Source organism: Bradyrhizobium sp. AUGA SZCCT0176, assembly GCF_018130145.1.
Classification (GTDB): domain Bacteria; phylum Pseudomonadota; class Alphaproteobacteria; order Rhizobiales; family Xanthobacteraceae; genus Bradyrhizobium.
Window position 1 is genome coordinate 146,103 of record NZ_JAFCMB010000012.1, and the last position, 17,131, is coordinate 163,233.

Annotated in this window: 12 protein-coding genes and 2 pseudogenes; 4 read left to right on the plus strand and 10 right to left on the minus strand. The window is 57.0% G+C overall.

What is annotated here, in order from left to right:
* Window positions 1–332: 332 nt before the first annotated feature.
* Complete coding sequence (locus JQ600_RS25210; RefSeq protein WP_312011071.1) at window positions 333–3,308, plus strand: adenylate/guanylate cyclase domain-containing protein; 2,976 nt, start codon at window positions 333–335, stop codon at window positions 3,306–3,308.
* Between the two features lie 272 nt (window positions 3,309–3,580).
* On the opposite strand, the gene JQ600_RS25215 is transcribed toward JQ600_RS25210, so the two are convergent.
* Together JQ600_RS25215 and JQ600_RS25220 are read right to left on the minus strand one after the other, a co-directional pair.
* Window positions 3,581–4,441, minus strand: coding sequence for an SDR family oxidoreductase (locus JQ600_RS25215; protein WP_212390659.1), 861 nt, complete (start codon window positions 4,439–4,441; stop codon window positions 3,581–3,583).
* A gap of 126 nt (window positions 4,442–4,567) precedes the next feature.
* The gene (locus JQ600_RS25220) at window positions 4,568–6,226 is read right to left on the minus strand and encodes a tetratricopeptide repeat protein (RefSeq protein WP_212390658.1); all 1,659 of its coding nucleotides are present in this window, start codon (window positions 6,224–6,226) and stop codon (window positions 4,568–4,570) included.
* A 483-nt stretch (window positions 6,227–6,709) separates the two neighbouring features.
* Between JQ600_RS25220 and JQ600_RS37635 the strand changes: the two genes are divergently transcribed.
* Window positions 6,710–7,231: a septal ring lytic transglycosylase RlpA family protein gene (locus JQ600_RS37635; RefSeq protein WP_212390657.1), complete on the plus strand. Its 522-nt coding sequence runs from the start codon at window positions 6,710–6,712 to the stop codon at window positions 7,229–7,231.
* Between the two features lie 126 nt (window positions 7,232–7,357).
* Window positions 7,358–7,881: pseudogene (locus tag JQ600_RS25230) on the plus strand (amidohydrolase family protein); the annotation flags it as partial.
* A gap of 719 nt (window positions 7,882–8,600) precedes the next feature.
* On the opposite strand, the gene JQ600_RS25235 reads toward JQ600_RS25230, so the two are convergent.
* The 3 genes from JQ600_RS25235 to JQ600_RS25245 all read right to left on the minus strand — a co-directional run bounded on the left by JQ600_RS25235 (window position 8,601) and on the right by JQ600_RS25245 (window position 11,561).
* Window positions 8,601–8,771, minus strand: coding sequence for a hypothetical protein (locus JQ600_RS25235; protein ID WP_212390656.1), 171 nt, complete (start codon window positions 8,769–8,771; stop codon window positions 8,601–8,603).
* Between the two features lie 104 nt (window positions 8,772–8,875).
* The gene (locus JQ600_RS25240; protein ID WP_249133683.1) at window positions 8,876–10,306 is read right to left on the minus strand and encodes a citrate transporter; all 1,431 of its coding nucleotides are present in this window, start codon (window positions 10,304–10,306) and stop codon (window positions 8,876–8,878) included.
* Window positions 10,307–10,553: 247 nt separating this feature from the next.
* Window positions 10,554–11,561, minus strand: coding sequence for an ABC transporter substrate-binding protein (locus JQ600_RS25245; RefSeq protein ID WP_212467971.1), 1,008 nt, complete (start codon window positions 11,559–11,561; stop codon window positions 10,554–10,556).
* A 568-nt stretch (window positions 11,562–12,129) separates the two neighbouring features.
* Here JQ600_RS25245 and JQ600_RS25250 point away from each other — a divergent pair.
* Entirely contained in the window at window positions 12,130–12,504 is a 375-nt protein-coding gene (locus tag JQ600_RS25250) for a hypothetical protein (protein ID WP_212000754.1), read from the plus strand.
* Window positions 12,505–12,838: 334 nt separating this feature from the next.
* Here the strand turns inward: JQ600_RS25250 and JQ600_RS25255 are convergent.
* The 5 genes and pseudogenes from JQ600_RS25255 to JQ600_RS25275 form a co-directional block, all read right to left on the minus strand.
* Window positions 12,839–13,072, minus strand: a pseudogene (locus JQ600_RS25255) (IS110 family transposase); the annotation flags it as partial.
* A 113-nt stretch (window positions 13,073–13,185) separates the two neighbouring features.
* Window positions 13,186–13,653, minus strand: coding sequence for an MAPEG family protein (locus JQ600_RS25260; protein WP_192739743.1), 468 nt, complete (start codon window positions 13,651–13,653; stop codon window positions 13,186–13,188).
* Between the two features lie 30 nt (window positions 13,654–13,683).
* Window positions 13,684–15,594, minus strand: a complete 1,911-nt coding sequence (locus tag JQ600_RS25265) for an adenylate/guanylate cyclase domain-containing protein (RefSeq protein WP_212390654.1) — start codon at window positions 15,592–15,594, stop codon at window positions 13,684–13,686.
* A gap of 234 nt (window positions 15,595–15,828) precedes the next feature.
* Window positions 15,829–16,362, minus strand: coding sequence for a hypothetical protein (locus JQ600_RS25270; RefSeq protein WP_212270005.1), 534 nt, complete (start codon window positions 16,360–16,362; stop codon window positions 15,829–15,831).
* A gap of 25 nt (window positions 16,363–16,387) precedes the next feature.
* Window positions 16,388–16,735, minus strand: coding sequence for a hypothetical protein (locus tag JQ600_RS25275; RefSeq protein ID WP_212270006.1), 348 nt, complete (start codon window positions 16,733–16,735; stop codon window positions 16,388–16,390).
* Window positions 16,736–17,131 lie beyond the last annotated feature (396 nt).

The window sequence follows — 17,131 nt, forward strand, 5'->3', positions numbered from 1 at the left end:
GCATAGTATACACTGCTGCGGCGCAGCATAGAATTGATGCGGGATAGCGTTATAGCTATCCTAACTGCAGGCTCCTGTCGCTGCTATCTGAGAGGCTACAGATGCAATGTCTGCGTTGCGGTTGCCAGAACAAGGCGACCAATGAGTATTGCGAAGGATGCGGGGCTACCCTCGGAATTGAGTGCAGCGCCTGTGGTCACCTCAATGGACCGACCGCTCGCTTTTGTGGGCGATGTAGCGCTGTCTTGAAGCCAACATCCGCGCAGATATCAAATCAATCGTGGCAACACGTCCTGAAATCGCTCCAAGCGAAGGGTGGAGAACGCAAACACGTGACGATTCTGTTTGCCGATATTCGTAATTCTACCGGTCTTATTGATGGATTGGGCGATCCCGAATTGGGAATGAAACGTCTTCAGCCCATTCTCGACCTAATGAATGAAGCGGTGGTTCGCTATGATGGCGTCGTCAACAAATCTCAAGGTGACGGAGTAATGGCGTTATTTGGTGCGCCACAGCCTCATGAGGATCATGCGGTTCGTGGCTGTCTCGCAGCTTTAGCAATGCAGGATGGAATGACTCGCATTGGCGATCGTGATTTGCAGATCCGAGTCGGAGTTCACACCGGAGAGGTTGTTGTTCAGGCGATAGAGCATGGGATGTATCAAACCTATGATGCAGCTGGCGCAAATGTGCACCTTGCGAGCCGAATGGAGCACCTCGCAGAAGCAGGCAGCATCCTGATTTCCCGCGAAACGTTTGTCGCTGCGAAACAGTTTGTCGAAGTTGAGCCGCTAGGGCCGCAATCTGTTCGTGGGATCGCGGCACCCGTTGAGGTTTTCAGGCTAAAGGGACTCCAACATGCTCCATCGAGCGGAGTTTTTCGAAGTGGAATACGGCTCAGTCCGCTCACAGGTCGGTCGGAGCAAAACTCTGCTCTTTTGTCCGAGCTAGCCCATACGATGAATTGCGATGGTCGGGTCGTCGGTGTTGTCGGCGAGGCTGGAATCGGGAAAAGTCGCCTCTGTTTCGAGTTCGCCGAAAGCTGTCGGGGCAGAGACATCCGTGTGTTTGAGGCTCGCGTCTTGGCGCACGGTAAGGCCACCCCATTTCAGCCGGTACTAGAATTGTTGCGGGACTATTTTGGACTGCGAACGAAAGAATCGGCAGACGTCTTACGCAATCGAGTCCGTGATAGGTTAGCAGCCCTCTCAGTTTCGGAGCAATTTTCGCTCATACTGCTGGAGTTCCTTGGACTGGGCGATCCGCAGCACCCGGCTCCCAAGCTCGATCCAAAGGCTAGGAAAACGCAGCTCCTCGATTTTGTAAGAACTCTACCTCGTTCAGGAAGTAGTGTCGTCATCATTGAGGATTTGCATTGGATCGATTCAGCCAGTGAAGAATTTGTCGAGGCACTAGCCGATGCCGTAGTCGGCACGAAAACACTTTTGGTCCTAAACTTCAGACCCGGCTTTGTAGCCCCACTAATGCAGCGATCGCACTATAGACAGATCAGCATGCCGTCGCTGGGTCCCGCGGAAGCGATCTCTCTTCTGCAAGATCGTCTCGGCAATGATGCATCATTAGCGTTGTTGACTAGAAATATCGTTGCGCGTGCCCAGGGCAATCCATTCTTTATCGAGGAGCTAGTCAATGCACTCGTGGAGCGGGGCGACTTCGAAGGAGAGGTGGGAGCTTACCGACTGAAAGGCGGCATCGATGCTATCCCGCTACCCGTCACTGTGCAGGCAGTGATCGCAGCTCGAATTGATCGACTTGAGGAGACTGTAAAACAGGTACTTGAGGTCGCTTCAGTGATAGGTCGAGAAATCTCGATCCCTGTTCTAGACTCCGTATGCGGCTTGGATCAATCAGGGCTTTCCCAGGCAGTTCAACGGTTGAGACGGTCAGAGCTGCTCTACGACGTTCCACCCTTCGAGCAGCGGCTGGTCGCATTTCGTCATCCCCTCATACAGGAGGTTGCTTATCGATCGCTACTTCAGGACCGTCGAAGGGAACTCCATTCAAAAGTGGCGCAAGCAATCGAGACGCTGTTCAAGGATCACGCCGACGAGAGGGCTTCTCTCTTGGCATATCACCTAGAGCAGGCGGGCGAGAATCTCAAAGCAGCTCAACAGAATATGCGAGCGGCGGTTTGGATTGGCACAAACGATCCAAGTCAGGCACTGCGAATCTGGAAGAAGGTTCGCGAGTTGTTGTCGGATCTGCCATCGTCTCAACCGATAGACTACCTAAAGATGATGGCCTCCGGTCAAATCGTAAACTTTGCCTGGCGCGAAGGAATTCCGGCGCACGATGCTCTCATTTACTTCGAGGAAGCTAAACAACTGGCGCTAGCCCTGGGCGATACCCGGGCCAATGCGCTGATTCACGCCGCTTACGGAAGGATGATAGCAAACGGCGGATCGGCAGATGAGTATGTCGAAAAAATTCGAGAAGCCAAATCGATCGCCGATCAAGGCAACGATCCAAGCGTTCAAATCACGCTCAACGCCGTCCTCTGTCACGCATTGCGGCTCTCAGGCCAGATGATCGAAGCGTTGCAGATGAATATCGAGGCAATGGACCGGGCGAACGAGATCGTCAAATTCGACCGACAAACACTCGGTTTCGACATTGACATATGGCTGACTGTGATGCGTGGCCAAACCCTCGTGATGCTAGGTCGAGGGGAGGAAGCCCGCCCGTTCCTTGATCGCATCATTCAGTTAGACAGTAGCCAAGTTGACGCTACTAATTACGGCATTCCGAGTTGGGCGTATGTAGACCTGGCCTGGGCTGAGGGAAACATCGGACTGGCTCAAGAGCATGCCGACCGAGCGTTTTCTATCGCTGTGAAAGCCGGTAATCCCTACTTGAGAGTCTATGCTCAGGCCTGTCGTGGTGTTTCTCATATCGTGGCGGGCAGGCTCACTTCAGCCGTAGAAGACTTGTCCGAGGCCCTCAGCTTTGCTCGATCGCGAAAGGCCGGTCTAGAAAATGAACCTCGTATTCTGGCCGATCTAGCTAATGCGCTCAGACTGAGTGGCGATACTGCAAATGCCCTCAAAACTGTTGATGAGGCGATCAAGGTTGCGACTGAGCGTCATGCCCGAGTGCCCGAGTGCATGGCCCGTATTGTTCGCGCTCATTTGCTCACTAGCGATCAGCAAGCCGAAGGGGCGCAGGAGCTAGAAGCTGCCAGAGTGATAATGCTACAGACTGGCGCTATGCTCCTTGAGGCTTTTCTGAACGAGACAGGTGTTCGGCAAAGCGGCTTCCGCCAAGTATCGACTAAGGTCAGCTAAGCGGACGGTAAGAGAGGTAATCGCCCAGAAAATCCGCCACGAGGGTATACACCTCGGCAAGATTATGGCGAGCGTACGGTCACGTGGATGAGGTTGTCGGCGAAGAGAGCTATCTTTACTCCATTTGGATTAAAGTCGACTACGTTCTTCTGCACGCTAACGCGGGCGATGGAAGCGCCAACGGACGCGCCTAGGTAAATTGTTGCCTGACGAAGCCTGATATCTGCTTCGGGTCATTCGCGTCGATTTGACCGTCTACTTTCACCGTGCACTCAAAGAGTTACGTCCAAGCCGAACTCTCGTTTGACCATCAGCTTGTATTCATCGTCACTGACGCCGCCAAGGGCGACCATTTCTTCATCTGTTTTGCCCGCACGCCACTTGAGGAACGGTGCCGCATCCGGGCCGACCGGATAACGAAGCTGCCAGCTATCGCCGTCTACTATTTCGCATATTTTTTCGCCCACCACGTATGGCGAGGTTGGCTTGGTTAGCGACGCAGCGAACAAGGCCCTTTGACGTCGGGCATGCGGGTAAGGACTGTTGGCGGGCGCTGGCTTCGCCTTGGAGAAAATCGGTGTGGCGATGACTCCCGGCTCTATGATCGCTACGCGGACATTGAACGCCTTCATTTCCTGCGCGAGGCACTCGCTTAACGCCTCAAAAGCAAACTTGGACGCACTGTACGCTGCCGCCGGAGTGAGTGCCATTCGGCCAGCGATCGACGTTACGTTGACGATGCACCCCTGCCGACGTTCGCGCATGCCTGGTATTACCGCTTTAATACAACGCAGCCCGCCAAAAAAATTCGTCTCCATGACTTCGCGGAACCTGGCTGTCGATGCCTCCTCCACAGATCCGCCGCCGCCCACGCCTGCGTTATTCACCAGAACGTCGATGCGGCCGTGCTCCGACAATACCTTGCTGATCGCACTATCAACCGAAGCGTCCTCATCAACGTTAAGCACAGCTATTGTTACTGGGAGCTTTTCTTCAGAGACAATTTTCTGAAGTTCGGTAGACCCGTCCAAATTTCGCATGGTCGCAATAACTTTGTGGCCGCCACGCGCGAGCGTGACGGCGGTGGCCAATCCGATGCCGCTGCTAGTGCCAGTAATCAATGCGATTGCCATTCTCGCCTCCCTGAAAGTGCAGCAGTCAATCTGTCTAATCCCGAAACATGGAAGAAACCTTCGGTTGGAATCTTGCGAACTCACGGTCCGTTGGCGGGGTCTCCTATGCAATGGTGCCGCGAACGGCTACGCGTCCGCCACGTCCATCCGACGGCAGAAGCAGGACGCCCCTATTGGATTCTCCGCACGCGCCTGCGCCAAGTCGAGCCGCTGCTTGATCAGAGCCGTCTCGACCTTTTCTCCGCGACGGACCAGGCATTCGTGCAGGCCGTGCAACGACCACAGATTATCTGGGTGCTGACAGGCGCGGCTCAGTTTGCCGTCAAGGCCGAGATCAGAGCGATACGCCTCCTCGGCCTCCTCGATCCGTCCCTGTTCGAGGAGAAGTGCCCCGAGTGCATGACGAGTCGGCTGCATCCATCCCCAAGGCTCATCATAGGGTAGCGAGTCGCTGAGCTGGACTGACCTGCGCAGGTGGGCGAAGGCTGCGTCATGGTTGCCCTTTCGATATTCCAGTTCGCCATTCAGCATCGCCTCGGCCACGCTCAGCAGACTGACGACAGTATTATTGTGTACGCGGCGGCTCTCGGGCACCCGGGTCTTCGTCGCCATGAACAACGCCTTCTCCATCTCGGCATCGGAGACATTGCCAAGAGCCGAATGAGCGACCGCCTTGGCGTAGTGCATCATGGCGACAACCGAGCAGTAAAGCTCACGATCTTCCGGTAGCCCTTGTTCGATGATTTCGCGCCATTTGCCGAAGCGCACGAGGACGTGCTGCTTCATCGTCAGGTAGCCCTCGAGGAAATCCGCCATCGGTGGCGACTCAATGCGCAACACCGCCTCCGGAATTGTGGCGATCAGTTCTTCGGCCGCCGCGATTGCGGGTTTGTACTGGCCAAGAAACATTGCGCCATAGATCGCGAAGTGGAAGTCGTGGATGACGTAGACCAGATAGACACCCGGATCGTCGGAATAGGCGAGGAACCTGCGGTCGGTCGCCAACGCCTTCTGATTGTGTACAAGGACGTCATTGTAGTGCCCACACAACACGTCGAGATGCGTCGGCATGTGGATGAGGTGACCGGAGTCGGGGACGATCTCGCGCAATCGATCACCGGCCCGCAGTGCCCGCTGCGGAAAAGGCGACATCTCCATCAGGTGGACATAGAGATGCAGCAGGCCCGGGTGATCCCATGCAGCCGGAAGTCTGTCGAAAGCGTATTCCAGCACCGCCCTGCATTCCTCGGTGCCCGCGCCCTCCGCAGGCGCGCCGGAGGGCAGGTCCCACATCTGCCACGGTGTCTCGTTCATGATTGACTCGGCAAAGACCGCTCGGACCTCGAGATCGTCAGGAAAGGCATTGAAGACCTTGCGCATGACCCTGGTGTAGGCCTTGTCCCATGGCGCCATATCCTCGATCGCCTCGCGCTGGGGATAGCGCGCAGTGAGGGCCTGGATCATTGCCCGCTCGAGCGCGCTTGCCTTCCGGGCGTGCGCAAGCGCTTCCTGCAGGGCATCGTAAGATGCCGACAGCGCCATCTGTCGGCCATGCGGGTCATAGCGGACCCAGGGCAGGTTATAGTTGGGCCCCGAGGCATAGCTTACGCCCCAGTGCGCCATGGCGCATTCGGGGTCGTGCTTCAGCGCCTTCTGAAAGCACTTGATAGCCTCGCCATGGTTGAACCCAAAGAGCCAGTTGAGACCTCGGTCGAACCAAAGCTGGCTATCGGGCGACGACGTGGTGACTTTGCGGCTATACGGACCGAGATCAAAATAGGTCATGCCCATTTCTCCCTTCTCCATGATCGCTTCTACCTTGAGCCGCGTCGCTGAGTGGTTCGGGATGCAGCGGCTGGCTTGGTGTCGCTTAGCCTAGCGCTTTTCCGACGGGACGACGAATGAGAAAAATCGAGCGCCCGCGAACTTCTGCTCTCCCCCTATCACCGGAAGCGCCAGGCCCGAAAACTGCCAACAGATATGCGCGTGCAGTAAGGCCGGGAGCAATGCCTAATTGATGGAAGGATCTAAATTGTCGCGCCTAGTCGCGGTTGATCTAACTCTCACTCCCTCGCCGTGGATCAGGGAGCAACAAACTCTCACTTAAGCAATACCTCGGAAATAGGCGTTTGTTGCTGCGGTGCGCCTAAAGCACCAAACGTATGAGTTGGAAGCATCGGTATATATCCCTTCATCGCCCGCATGACAGGAACAGAGCCTCAACAGCTTGCGTTATTCATTTGTACTATTTGTTTGTGAGGCCGTCCCATGCGCCCTATTTTTGGAATAGTTGCAATCGTATCAGTACCGGTTTGGTTGTGCGTAAACGTAGATTCTGCTTCAGCACAGACCTTTCTTGATCGATGGTCTATCATTCCAAAAGCGCACGCAGAACCGGCACCCGAGGCACAGGACCAGCCCAGACAGGATCCTCCGCGTGAACGACCCCCGACCGGAGGGGAGACGGCTGGTCGTCCGGAAGAGCGCTCAGCCCCTCAATCTTCAAACCAGTTTTTTTCTGGAAAAGCCTCTTACTATTCATATCCGACAGGAAAAACAGCGAGCGGTGCCCCGTTCATTCGGAATTCAATGACCGCTGCCCACCGCAACCTACCGTTCGGCACAAGAGTTCGTGTAACTGATCTTGCGAGCAGCAAGTCGGTAGTAGTTCGTATCAACGACCGGGGACCCTGGGTTCGCGGCCGCGTCCTCGACCTTTCGCTCGGTGCTGCGCGCAGTTTAGGAATTACAGACCGCGGCGTGGCCCAGGTACGCGCTGAGGTGCTTTAGCTTTTGTATGCTAGGGTGGCAGCAAGGAATGGAGACACAAATTAGCAGGAGATGAGCCGGGGGTACGTCATCCTTCGAAGCAGTCTCCACTATCGAGCGCACAGGACCGAGCATCTCAGGGTTCGCTTAAAGTGTATCGAACACGGCTTCCTGATGGACGAAGCCACCGCCAACCTGATCGCCGACAAGGGTGTTTGGCTCAGCATGCAGCCGCTCCCCGAAGGCTTGAGGCTGGGCTTTCCGGTGGGCTCCGTCCAGCGAGCCAAGGCAGATGAGGTCTGGCCCGGCATCGCCCGGTCCTACGAACTGGCGAAGAAGTACAAGATCAAGGCCGCGTGGGGCACTGATGTGCTGTTCTCCCAGGCGCTGGCACAGCAACAAGGAGCAATTCTGGCCTCGCTTACACGTTGGTACACCCCCGCCGAAGCACTGGTCATGGCGACATCGACAAACGCGGAACTGCTGGCGCTGTCCGGCAAGCGCAATCCCTATCCCGGCAAGCTCGGTGTAGTGGAAGAAGGAGCGCTCGCCAACTCCTGCTCGTCGATGGTACCCCGCTAGACAACATCACGCTTGTGGCGGACCCCGCGAAGAACTTTCTCGTGATCATGAAGGATGGAGTTGTTTATAAGAATACGATTCCTAAGTAACGAACCTCGCGCGTGACCGATGGCTCACACGAACGCAAGCAGCAGCGCTAAAATTGGCACTGTTGCCTACCGGAGAGACAGCCGCGCTGCGCTCAACGCCAAATTGGACCTTCAACCGATAGCGACTGCAAGGATACCGCCTCCTTCAATGCGTCGAGAACTGCGACGCTATCGAGCAATAGCGTAGCACCCTCGATGAGACGCAGCTCCTACGCTGGAACCATGCCGAAGCAGTCATGCACCATTGGCAGCACCACAAATCGGCCCCCGCGCCGCGCCACCTCTCCGAGCCGAGACCCTAACCTCAGGAGATCACGAGCAAGTCAGGTGGAGGTCGCGCGATTTGCTTCGAGCAGAGCATGATCAAACGCGCCGGTCAGGCGATGCGCGAGCATTGGTCAAACGACGTCTAAAAGCTCGCCGCTATCGCGCTCGCCGCCGCCCTGCGCAACGAGCGCGATCTGTTTGAACCGCTTCCTGCCTTACCGAAGCCGAAACCCGCACCACCTGTGCGGCAGGCACACGATCAGCAAATGCTGAACCTATCACCCTCGAACCCGTATGAGGGAGCACCTTTCGTCGTCCCGACCGCGACCCTCCGTGGTGGGCGGCGGCGGCACGATTGGAGCGCGCTATTCGTGCGCAGGTGAAGACTACCGTCGACGGGTCCCCGTTTTTTCCCAGCTTATCCTGATAGCCCGCGCGATTGCCGAGCGCGGCTAACCCGGAAGAAAGGTCGCCTCGTGGCGATCCACGAGAACTGGACGCGCGGTACCTTCCGGCTCGCGGTCGTCGCGCTGCGCGCCGACGTCCGCAATGAGGCCGACGTGCTCGCGCTGCTGCGCGCGCCGCCGCCGATCCGTCTCAACGCCGTCAACATCGACGAGCACGCTGCCGCATACGTGGTCCGCTCCACATTAACGGACGTCGGCGGATTTGCGAGGCACGTCCGTTTTGTGCCAAAAGCCGACATCATATCCGCGCTAGGCCCGCCTTACGGGCGGCCAGCCACTCCCATCTGGATAGTCACATCCAGCGCAACACGCTTTTTGTGTGGAGCGTCAGGATTCCAACCAACAATGGTAAACATCACGAAGAAACCAACAATATACGCTACAGCGACAAACCAGCCGTGCCGCAGCCACCGGCCCACCGACTTGGCCTCAGGGTACATATTGGCGATCGCGACGCCCGCAGACGAGCCGAACCAGATCATCGATCCGCCGAAGCCCACGGAATATGCAAGAAAACCCCAGTCATAGCCGCCCTGCTTGAGTGCAAGTGCCGTCAGCGGGATGTTGTCGAACACGGAAGACAGGAAGCCGAGCCCCAGAACCGTTTGCCACGAGGCCCCCGGCAATTCCTCGACCGGCATAAAGGACGCATTGGTGACAAGGGCCAGAAGGAAGACCGTGCCCTTGAACGTTTCCGGCATGATCGCCCAATCCGGCCGACGCAGCGGCGCGGCCGCGAGAATGACGATCCACACCGCAAGTCCGATCACGGGGACGGCATCGAGCACCGCCGGAAATTTCAGGTTGGCGATGACGTTGGCCACAATGGCGATGGTCAGGATTGCAGCGACAATTCCCACATAGGTCCAATCGATGTGCCGGCCGCGCTGCGCATCCTTCTCTATTGGAGAATGGCGGTGTTGGATCAATGAGGCTGGTATCCCGTAGATCAGGAAGCCGGCGACGGCGGCGACGTAGGCCTCGACGACACGAAGCGGGCTGATGCCGTCGATCCACATCATGGTGGTGGTGGTATCGCCGACGACGCTGCCAGCGCCGCCAGCATTGGCGGCCGCAACGATGGCGGCAAGGTAACCGATATGTACTTTGCCCTTGAACAAGTGCCGCGCCATCGTGCCGCCGATCAGGGCCGCGGCAATATTGTCGAGGAAGCCCGACATCACGAAAACAATGGCAAGCAGAACCAGACTGCCGCTCCAGCCGTTTGGCAGGAACGCGGGCATCGCGTCGGGGATTCGGCTGTTCTCGAAATGCCGCGACAGGACGGCGAAACCCATCAGCAGAAAAAACAGGTTGGCGAGGATCACCCATTCGTGGTGAAGCTGGAGCATCATGCCGATCAGGCCCGTGCCTTGTCGGAAGCCAGTAAATACGAGCTTGTAAAGTGTAACGGCCACGAGCCCGGTCAACGCCACCTCCAGCGTCTTGTGGTGGAATACCGCTACACCCAGCAGCGTCAGGCCGAACAGAATGAAATCAACCGGAATGCCGAACAGGAAGACCGGCTGAGCAGAATACGGGCCAGTTGTGGATGCTGCCGCGGCTGGATTTGCGAACAGGACGGCTGCCAGGGCCACCCCGGCTACAAGAAGCAGCAGGGGCACATTCAAGGGCCGCCCGGTGAGGGATTCGGCACGAAGGATTTCATCGTCTGACGGTCGACGGTTCATTGGGCGCGCGCTTTCCGCGTGGCGGCCCGACCATCGCTTGACCTGTCACTGCCACATGCAGCGAGCACCCGACCACCGTTCTACACGCCAACCGAAAGAAAGCAATGTGTGCCAGAGGCTGATGTCCGCTAAGGGTCATTCGCGTCGTTTTGACCTTGCCCGTTCACTTTCGGTCTTCCCCGACAAGCGGACATTCTCCTGGTCGGTCGGCATGTCTCAAAGGTGCCAACACCGGACCTGTGCATACTCACTCAATTACCTTATCGGCACTCGCGACGAGCGCAGGAGGTACGGAAAGCCCCAGCTGCTTGGCTGCCTTGAGGTTGATGGACAACTCAAATTTGGTTACTTGGTAGATCGGGATGTCACCGGGCTTTGCTCCTCGGAGAATCGCGTCGATGTTGTTGGCGACGCGCTTATACAATTCGATCAGGTCGAAGGAATAGGCCATTAAGCCCCCGGCCTCGACGGGGGCAGGATGCGTAAAAATCGCCGGAAGCTTCGCGTCGCCGACCAACTTAGCGACCAAAGTGCTGTTTTGATCGACCTCAGGCGAATCGAGGACCATGACCGCATTTGCACCGTCGCGGGAGATACTCTCGATCGCCGCCCGATAGTCTGCTTCGCTGGCACCAATTTCCAGTAAAGACACCGCGAGAGGGAGGCCTGCCGTTTCGGCCGCTGCGCGGATTCCGGGACCGGTGACTGGCCCATGCCATTGCTGTCGAAGACCGAGACAGCCAAGTTTTGACATCGTCGGAACCATCTCGCGCAACAGTGCAATCCGTTTTCCGTGAATGGATGGACCGGCGTCGATGCTGGCTCCCGTGAAATTGCCGCCCGGGTGAGCCAGACTTTCGGCGAGCCCTTGCCTAACAGGGTCGCCAGTTATCACTACGATCGGAATACGCGATGTTAGCTTTTTGAAAAAGACTCCGCCAGGACCAACGACAAGGATGACATCCGGGTTACTTCGAACGATTTCCGTCGCCAGCGCTTCGGGGCCGGACGTGTTTTGCTCTCGGCCGTAACTTTCGACCTTGAGGTTTTGTCCCTCGATCTGCCCCAACCGCCGAAGTTCAGCGAATAGAGCTGGGGAAACTTTGCTTTCGCTATGCTCATGCAAGTCCGCGCTTGGCTGTGATGGGCTGAAGATAGCAAGACGCTTGCGATTGGTGCTCTGCTGTGCCGCCGCAGCGAGCGGCCATACGACCGCCGCACCGCCAAGAAGACTGATGAAATCGCGCCGTCTCATGCTGCCCTCCAAGGAGGCTCAGGACCACGCTAAATCCAGGTCGAAGCATACCACATCGCGGCATGGGAGTCCGGGAGTTGGAGGCGCAAGATGTCGAGCGCGGCAACCCGCTATTCTGCGTTGCGCCATGACCGCTAAGGGTCAAACTGAGAAGTCCAAAGCTGGCCTTCGGGAAGTCGGCTTTGCCCTCAACAACGGACTTCGTCAAAGGCTGTCGGCATGTCTCAAATGTGCCAAATGCAGACATGCCCACTCGTGCCGCACAAAAGGACGGGGCACGCCGTGGGGTGCTTCAATTGTCCTTAGGCTTGCTAACGGGAGGCCGTCAGCGTCGTAAACCGCTCAACTCTCCCAGGAAGCGCTGCTATCTGTAATGTCGTATGTAGTGAGAATGAATTTTGCTACGATTGATTCATCGATCGCAGGTATTGTTCGCGATCAAAGATCGTGTGCATGTCGCCGGTCGGGTGGTCTACCTCATGAGCTTGGAGCCCGATACGCAATCGCTCAGTGGATAGCGCTACACGTCGGCCTTGACCGAGGGCACCCTCAAGAGCGCAGGATAGCCATGTTGCGACAAACGATGAAATGCGCACTCCTGGCGTTGGCCCTCTTTAGCAGCGCCGCCCTTCTTCTTGCCATCACCCGCGGCGTTGACGGCGGCGAAATCCTCGTCCGAATGATCGTTGTGCTTCCGTTGCTCATTGTGGTCGCCACGATCACCACGGCTATTATCTACGGGGTTGCCGCGGGCGGCGCTGCGCTCGCCAAGCAATCTCCGCTTGTTGCCGCCTCGATTTCAGGGATTTTGGGTTGGATCGCCGCAAGCGGCGGCTATCAGTCTTTTTGGGGGCTCGGCGGATATAGCGACCTTATCCAGCCCGCCTACGCCATCTCACTCGTTGCCCCCTGGCTTATCCTCGCCCTCAAACAACGCCGTTAATACGATCAAGCAGCCTTAAGGCGGCTCGCGGTGATCTGGCGGACCGCGCGGGATTCGAGCCCGCAACACCGCTCTAGGCGGTTTCCGGCAAAAACAGTTCGGAGTGGCCCGACATGTGTTCCCGCCATGCGAGTATCACCTCGTCGGCGCGCGGCTGGGCAGCGTTGCCGGGACCTCGATGCCAAGTTGTTTTGCCGTCTTGAGATCTATTACCAGTTCGAACTTGGTAGGCTGCCAACCTGCAGTTCAGAGGGCTTTTCGCCCTTCAATATCTGGCCGACATAGACACATGCTTGCCGCCGTGTGTCCGGCAAATTGGTGCCGTAGGCGACAAGGCCGGCGGCATCAACCGCACCGTATGACCCAGCGCCTGCAACTCACGGGACCGATGGTGCGATGAGGCACACGCCTCGATCCCAACCAGGCACGGCGGCAATTTCTCAAAGAACGCCAGCACGAACCGGCGCTTCAATTGACGGCGGATCACTATCTGACCGCCAGCATCAACGCCGTGAACCCGAAAAACTGATTTCGCAATAACCAGTCCGATTGTCGTGATCGTCTGCATAGATAGCTCATCCAGATCGCGGGAGCCCTATCAGCCCCGAGTCCGTGGCACTCGCGTGCCGGCTGGAGGAGCCGTCCGCAGCATCAAAGCGGACTCACACGCCGCGCCTAAACTTACCAACCTAATGCGGCGACCAACGTCCGGCAGGTCATGAAGATCAGGATTAAGGAGCCGATGGTCCAGAAGGTGGCGCGTGTGTCATGAGTCTGCGCTGTAAAGTAAGCGGCAAAATGCAATAGTCGCGAAATTACGTAACCATAGAAAAGCAAACGGGCCAGCAGCAATGATGGCTCGGTCAAAACAAAAAGGAAGCCGGCTACGAGGAAAAACGGAAGATTCTCGACGTCATTCAACAAAATCCGCCGGATTCTCTCAACGCGCTCGTTCGGCTCGAGCTGCTTTGGATTGGGCTCGGGGTTGAGGCGTGTCTTCCTGAGGTCTTCCGGTGAGCGGAAACCGCCCTTCTCTTGTGTCATCCGAAGCACCGTCAGCCAGGACATGCTAACGGCTTTAAGAATCATGATCGTCGCCGCGATGACGTAGGTAGCGAACACCGGGTCTTTCAGATCTAGCTTGTCCATATTCCTCGATCCAACGGCAAGCGAACGTGATCAATGCAACAGTCCGGCTCTGTCCAGGCCATCGGCAATCCTGCGGACATCATCCCTATTTACAAAGGGCTGCCGCTCGTAGTGATTTTTGAAAGTATAATGCGGGTTAATCTCCATCAGTTCGCGCCAGACGCGCTGGGCTTCCTCGATTTCTCCGAGATGGCCAAGGGCCGATGCAAGAACGGCCCGGGAAAAATCCGTCTTGGGTACCATCAGGATACGATGCTTCAGCAATGCAGCAGCCGTTTCGTATTTGCCCGCAAGGAGATTGGCGACACCGAGCAGATGCAGGGGCTGCTGCGTGTAAGTAGGGTCAAGTCGCATAGCCTTTTCGATCAGAGGTATCGCTTCCAGCGGTTGCCCCGAAAAGATGTAGATGTTGCCGAGGCACAAATAGGCTTCGGTTGAATTTGGGTTGAGGGTCAACGCGATTTCCGCCTCGGACTTTGCCCGTGCAAGGTCTGCCTCGAAAGTCGCGACGAGTGCCGCAACGGACCGCGCCAAGAGCTCTTGAGGGTCCTTTTCGATCGCCCGATCTGCGGCTTGCTTTGCCTGCCGGAGCGCAGTGTTCGAATCCGCGGTCCAACGGTTTTGATGGTTGAGCACGTAAGCAAGGGCGAGCGCCGCATAGGCCTGCGCATAGTCGCCATCCAGTTCGATCGCCCGGAGCAAGAAATCGCGTGCCTGTTCGAACACTTCGCGGCTCTGCGTTTTGCCGATCGCGATCAGATCGCGCCCGCGAAGGAAGCAGTCGTAGGCATCGATATTGCCGGTGCCGCTGCCCGCGACGCGGGCCTTTTCGGAGGGGCTCATGGTTACCTTTAGCGCCTCGACGATCCGGCTCGTAATGTCGTCCTGAACTTCGAACAGGTCGGACATATTTCTGTCGAAGCGTTCGGCCCAGAGGTGTGCGCCAGTTGCGGCGTCGATCAGCTGCGCTGTGATCCGCAGCCGAGCCCCAGCACGGCGTACAGAGCCTTCGAGCACCGTGCCGACGCCGAGGTCGCGACCGACGGCGCGGATATCGACCGCGCGCCCCTTGTAAGTGAAGCTGGAATTCCGCGCGATGACCGTTAGCCCAGAAATCTTCGATAGGTCAGTAATGATGTCTTCACTGATCCCGTCGGAGAAAAACTCCTGTTCCGGATCGCCCGACATGTTCGTGAACGGCAAGACGGCGATTGACGATTTCCTGATGTGGGGTGCCGGGTTGGGAGTATGGAACGTTTGGACGGTCGCGGCTGCATCTCGGGGATGCCAGGTCCAGATGTGAATTGGACGGTCGATATTCTTGGCGTGGATTTCGCCGCCGTCTCGAAAACTAACGTCAACCCGCTTGCCGATGCTTTCGTGGACAACGGACGAGACGCAGATGCCGCCCGGCTCAGCAAGAGCCTCCAGGCGTGCGGCGATGTTGACGCCATCGCCGTATATGTCATCGCTCTCAAGAATGACATCACCCAGATTGATGCCGATTCGAAGCACGATAACAGCCTTGGGCGCCTCTTCGTTTGAGATCGCCACGCCCGTACGCTGCACCGCGAGCGCGCAATTCACGGCATCGATGACGCTACCAAATTCAACGAGCGTACCGTCGCCAATCAGCTTCACGATGCGCCCGTTATGGACGGCGATCGCCGGATCAAAGACAACCTCGTGGTGCCGCTTGAGCGCAGCCAGTGTGCCGACCTCGTCTGCCCCCATCAGACGCGAATAGCCAACCACATCGGCAGCAAGGACTGCTGAAAGCTTGCGATTGACGCGAGGCTCAATCATGAAATTTTTCTCTAGAAACAGCGAACTTGCCAAAGAAACCGCGATACATGGCTTAAGCCAGATGGCGTATCCTGGAAGGCGGCCAAAAATAATTCCAAACGGCATATTCTTAGCCTGATCTGAGGGTTCGCTCAATGTCCCTTCCGGGTCAAACTCAGAAATCGGGGCGGGTAACTGAGAAGTCTCCTTTGCCCTCAAGAACGGACATCGAAGCACCCAGGCGCGCGTGCGTTGCGCTACGCTTAAAGAGTTTCGTGCCGCGCCGCAGCAAGCAAACAAATGGCCCGACGATATTGCACGTCGGGCCATTCAAGATCATCCGCTCTTCAGATAGGCAGCGTCTCTTTACTTTTTGAGACAGTTCGATGCTTACTTGGCCGGATCAGGTCGCGAACTTCCAACAGTAGACGGTATTTTGTACTCGCCGCGGAGTTCATCCCACACGGCCGTGTCACTGACCTGCACGACGTGGTACTCACCGCGGCCCGTGATCCCTGCATATTTTCCCGTGCCTCCAGTGAACTCGAAGGTACCGCGGAACTCTTTCGGTTTGACGTCTTTCAAGACGTACTTGGCAAAGACCTTGGATCCATCGGCCTCTGTGAAGGTTTTATGGCCGCCGCTGGAATTGCCAACATCCGTTAGATCAACCACCTGATAGCGGGCTTTGTCGAGGAAGGGCTTGCCGTCGGCATTGAACACGGCGCCGTCGAATTCGGTGACCGACACCGTATGGTCAGCCCGGTCTTCCAGCTTAACGCTCTTGTTGGACAAGGTGACCAGAACGGCTCGACCGAACCATTGACCCGCTTCTTCAGCCACGGCCGGGGCAGAGGCCGCCGGGACTGCCAAGGCAAGAACAACACAACCACACATCCACGATGAATTGAGATGATACCTCATGGTTTCCTCCCAGATAGGTTGCGGGTTAAACGTTGTCGAGCAAAGACCTCCATGCTTGAGTTTCCAATGTGTCTATTAGACGCGTATCGCCATGCATCAATAGTCCACTGTGCTGACCTACATTCCCGTGCAACGACCAAATCGGCCAGCGCTTCTTGAGCAGGCTCTCCGCCTTGACGCGCGCAGGTAAGCCGCCCTGATACTTCTCGACATAGTCGAGCAGCCGCGCGGTGCCGATCAACCACGTTGCCTGCTTCGGTTCGCCCCTGCGGGCGGCCTCATCATTCCACCGGCAGATAGTTTGACCACAAACTTCGCAAATGGTCGCTGCCTGCGCGGTGGTCAGCAAGCCGCCATTGGCAATCTGATCCATTACGTCGCCTGATGGCGGCTTCCACCCCAAATCATCTGCAGCTGCTGATCGATCATGCGTTCAAAGTAACGGTCTATAGTGCGGATAAATTTCAGGTGGCCAATCCTTAAAGATCCTGGATCGATCTCGGCACGCGCATTTCTCGCATTTTTTAAGACGCCTGATTTGAATATTCACTAAAAAACCGACGGCGGCTTCCTTAAGCTGATTCCGAAATTTTTAATAAATTCGGACCAGCCTCCCCTCAGCGGCAGGAGGTGTATCATGCATAATCATGACTTCGTGTCTGACGGATTTCTCGCGCTAATCGTAACCGCCCTTGTGATGTTGTGCTCAGGTTGGCTCGTTCTCGCGTTTAGCTAAGGCCCCGGAGCGATCCGGGGCCTTTTTTGTCCA

What these genes read in the sequence shown, in the direction of transcription:
- JQ600_RS25215 (WP_212390659.1), bottom strand. Translation starts at nt 4,441, where the DNA reads ATGGCAATCGCATTGATTACTGGCACTAGCAGCGGCATCGGATTGGCC.
- JQ600_RS25220 (WP_212390658.1), bottom strand. Translation starts at nt 6,226, where the DNA reads ATGACCTATTTTGATCTCGGTCCGTATAGCCGCAAAGTCACCACGTCG.
- JQ600_RS37635 (WP_212390657.1), top strand. Translation starts at nt 6,710, where the DNA reads ATGCGCCCTATTTTTGGAATAGTTGCAATCGTATCAGTACCGGTTTGG.
- JQ600_RS25240 (WP_249133683.1), bottom strand. Translation starts at nt 10,306, where the DNA reads ATGAACCGTCGACCGTCAGACGATGAAATCCTTCGTGCCGAATCCCTC.
- JQ600_RS25245 (WP_212467971.1), bottom strand. Translation starts at nt 11,561, where the DNA reads ATGAGACGGCGCGATTTCATCAGTCTTCTTGGCGGTGCGGCGGTCGTA.
- JQ600_RS25250 (WP_212000754.1), top strand. Translation starts at nt 12,130, where the DNA reads ATGTTGCGACAAACGATGAAATGCGCACTCCTGGCGTTGGCCCTCTTT.
- JQ600_RS25260 (WP_192739743.1), bottom strand. Translation starts at nt 13,653, where the DNA reads ATGGACAAGCTAGATCTGAAAGACCCGGTGTTCGCTACCTACGTCATC.
- JQ600_RS25270 (WP_212270005.1), bottom strand. Translation starts at nt 16,362, where the DNA reads ATGAGGTATCATCTCAATTCATCGTGGATGTGTGGTTGTGTTGTTCTT.
- JQ600_RS25275 (WP_212270006.1), bottom strand. Translation starts at nt 16,735, where the DNA reads ATGGATCAGATTGCCAATGGCGGCTTGCTGACCACCGCGCAGGCAGCG.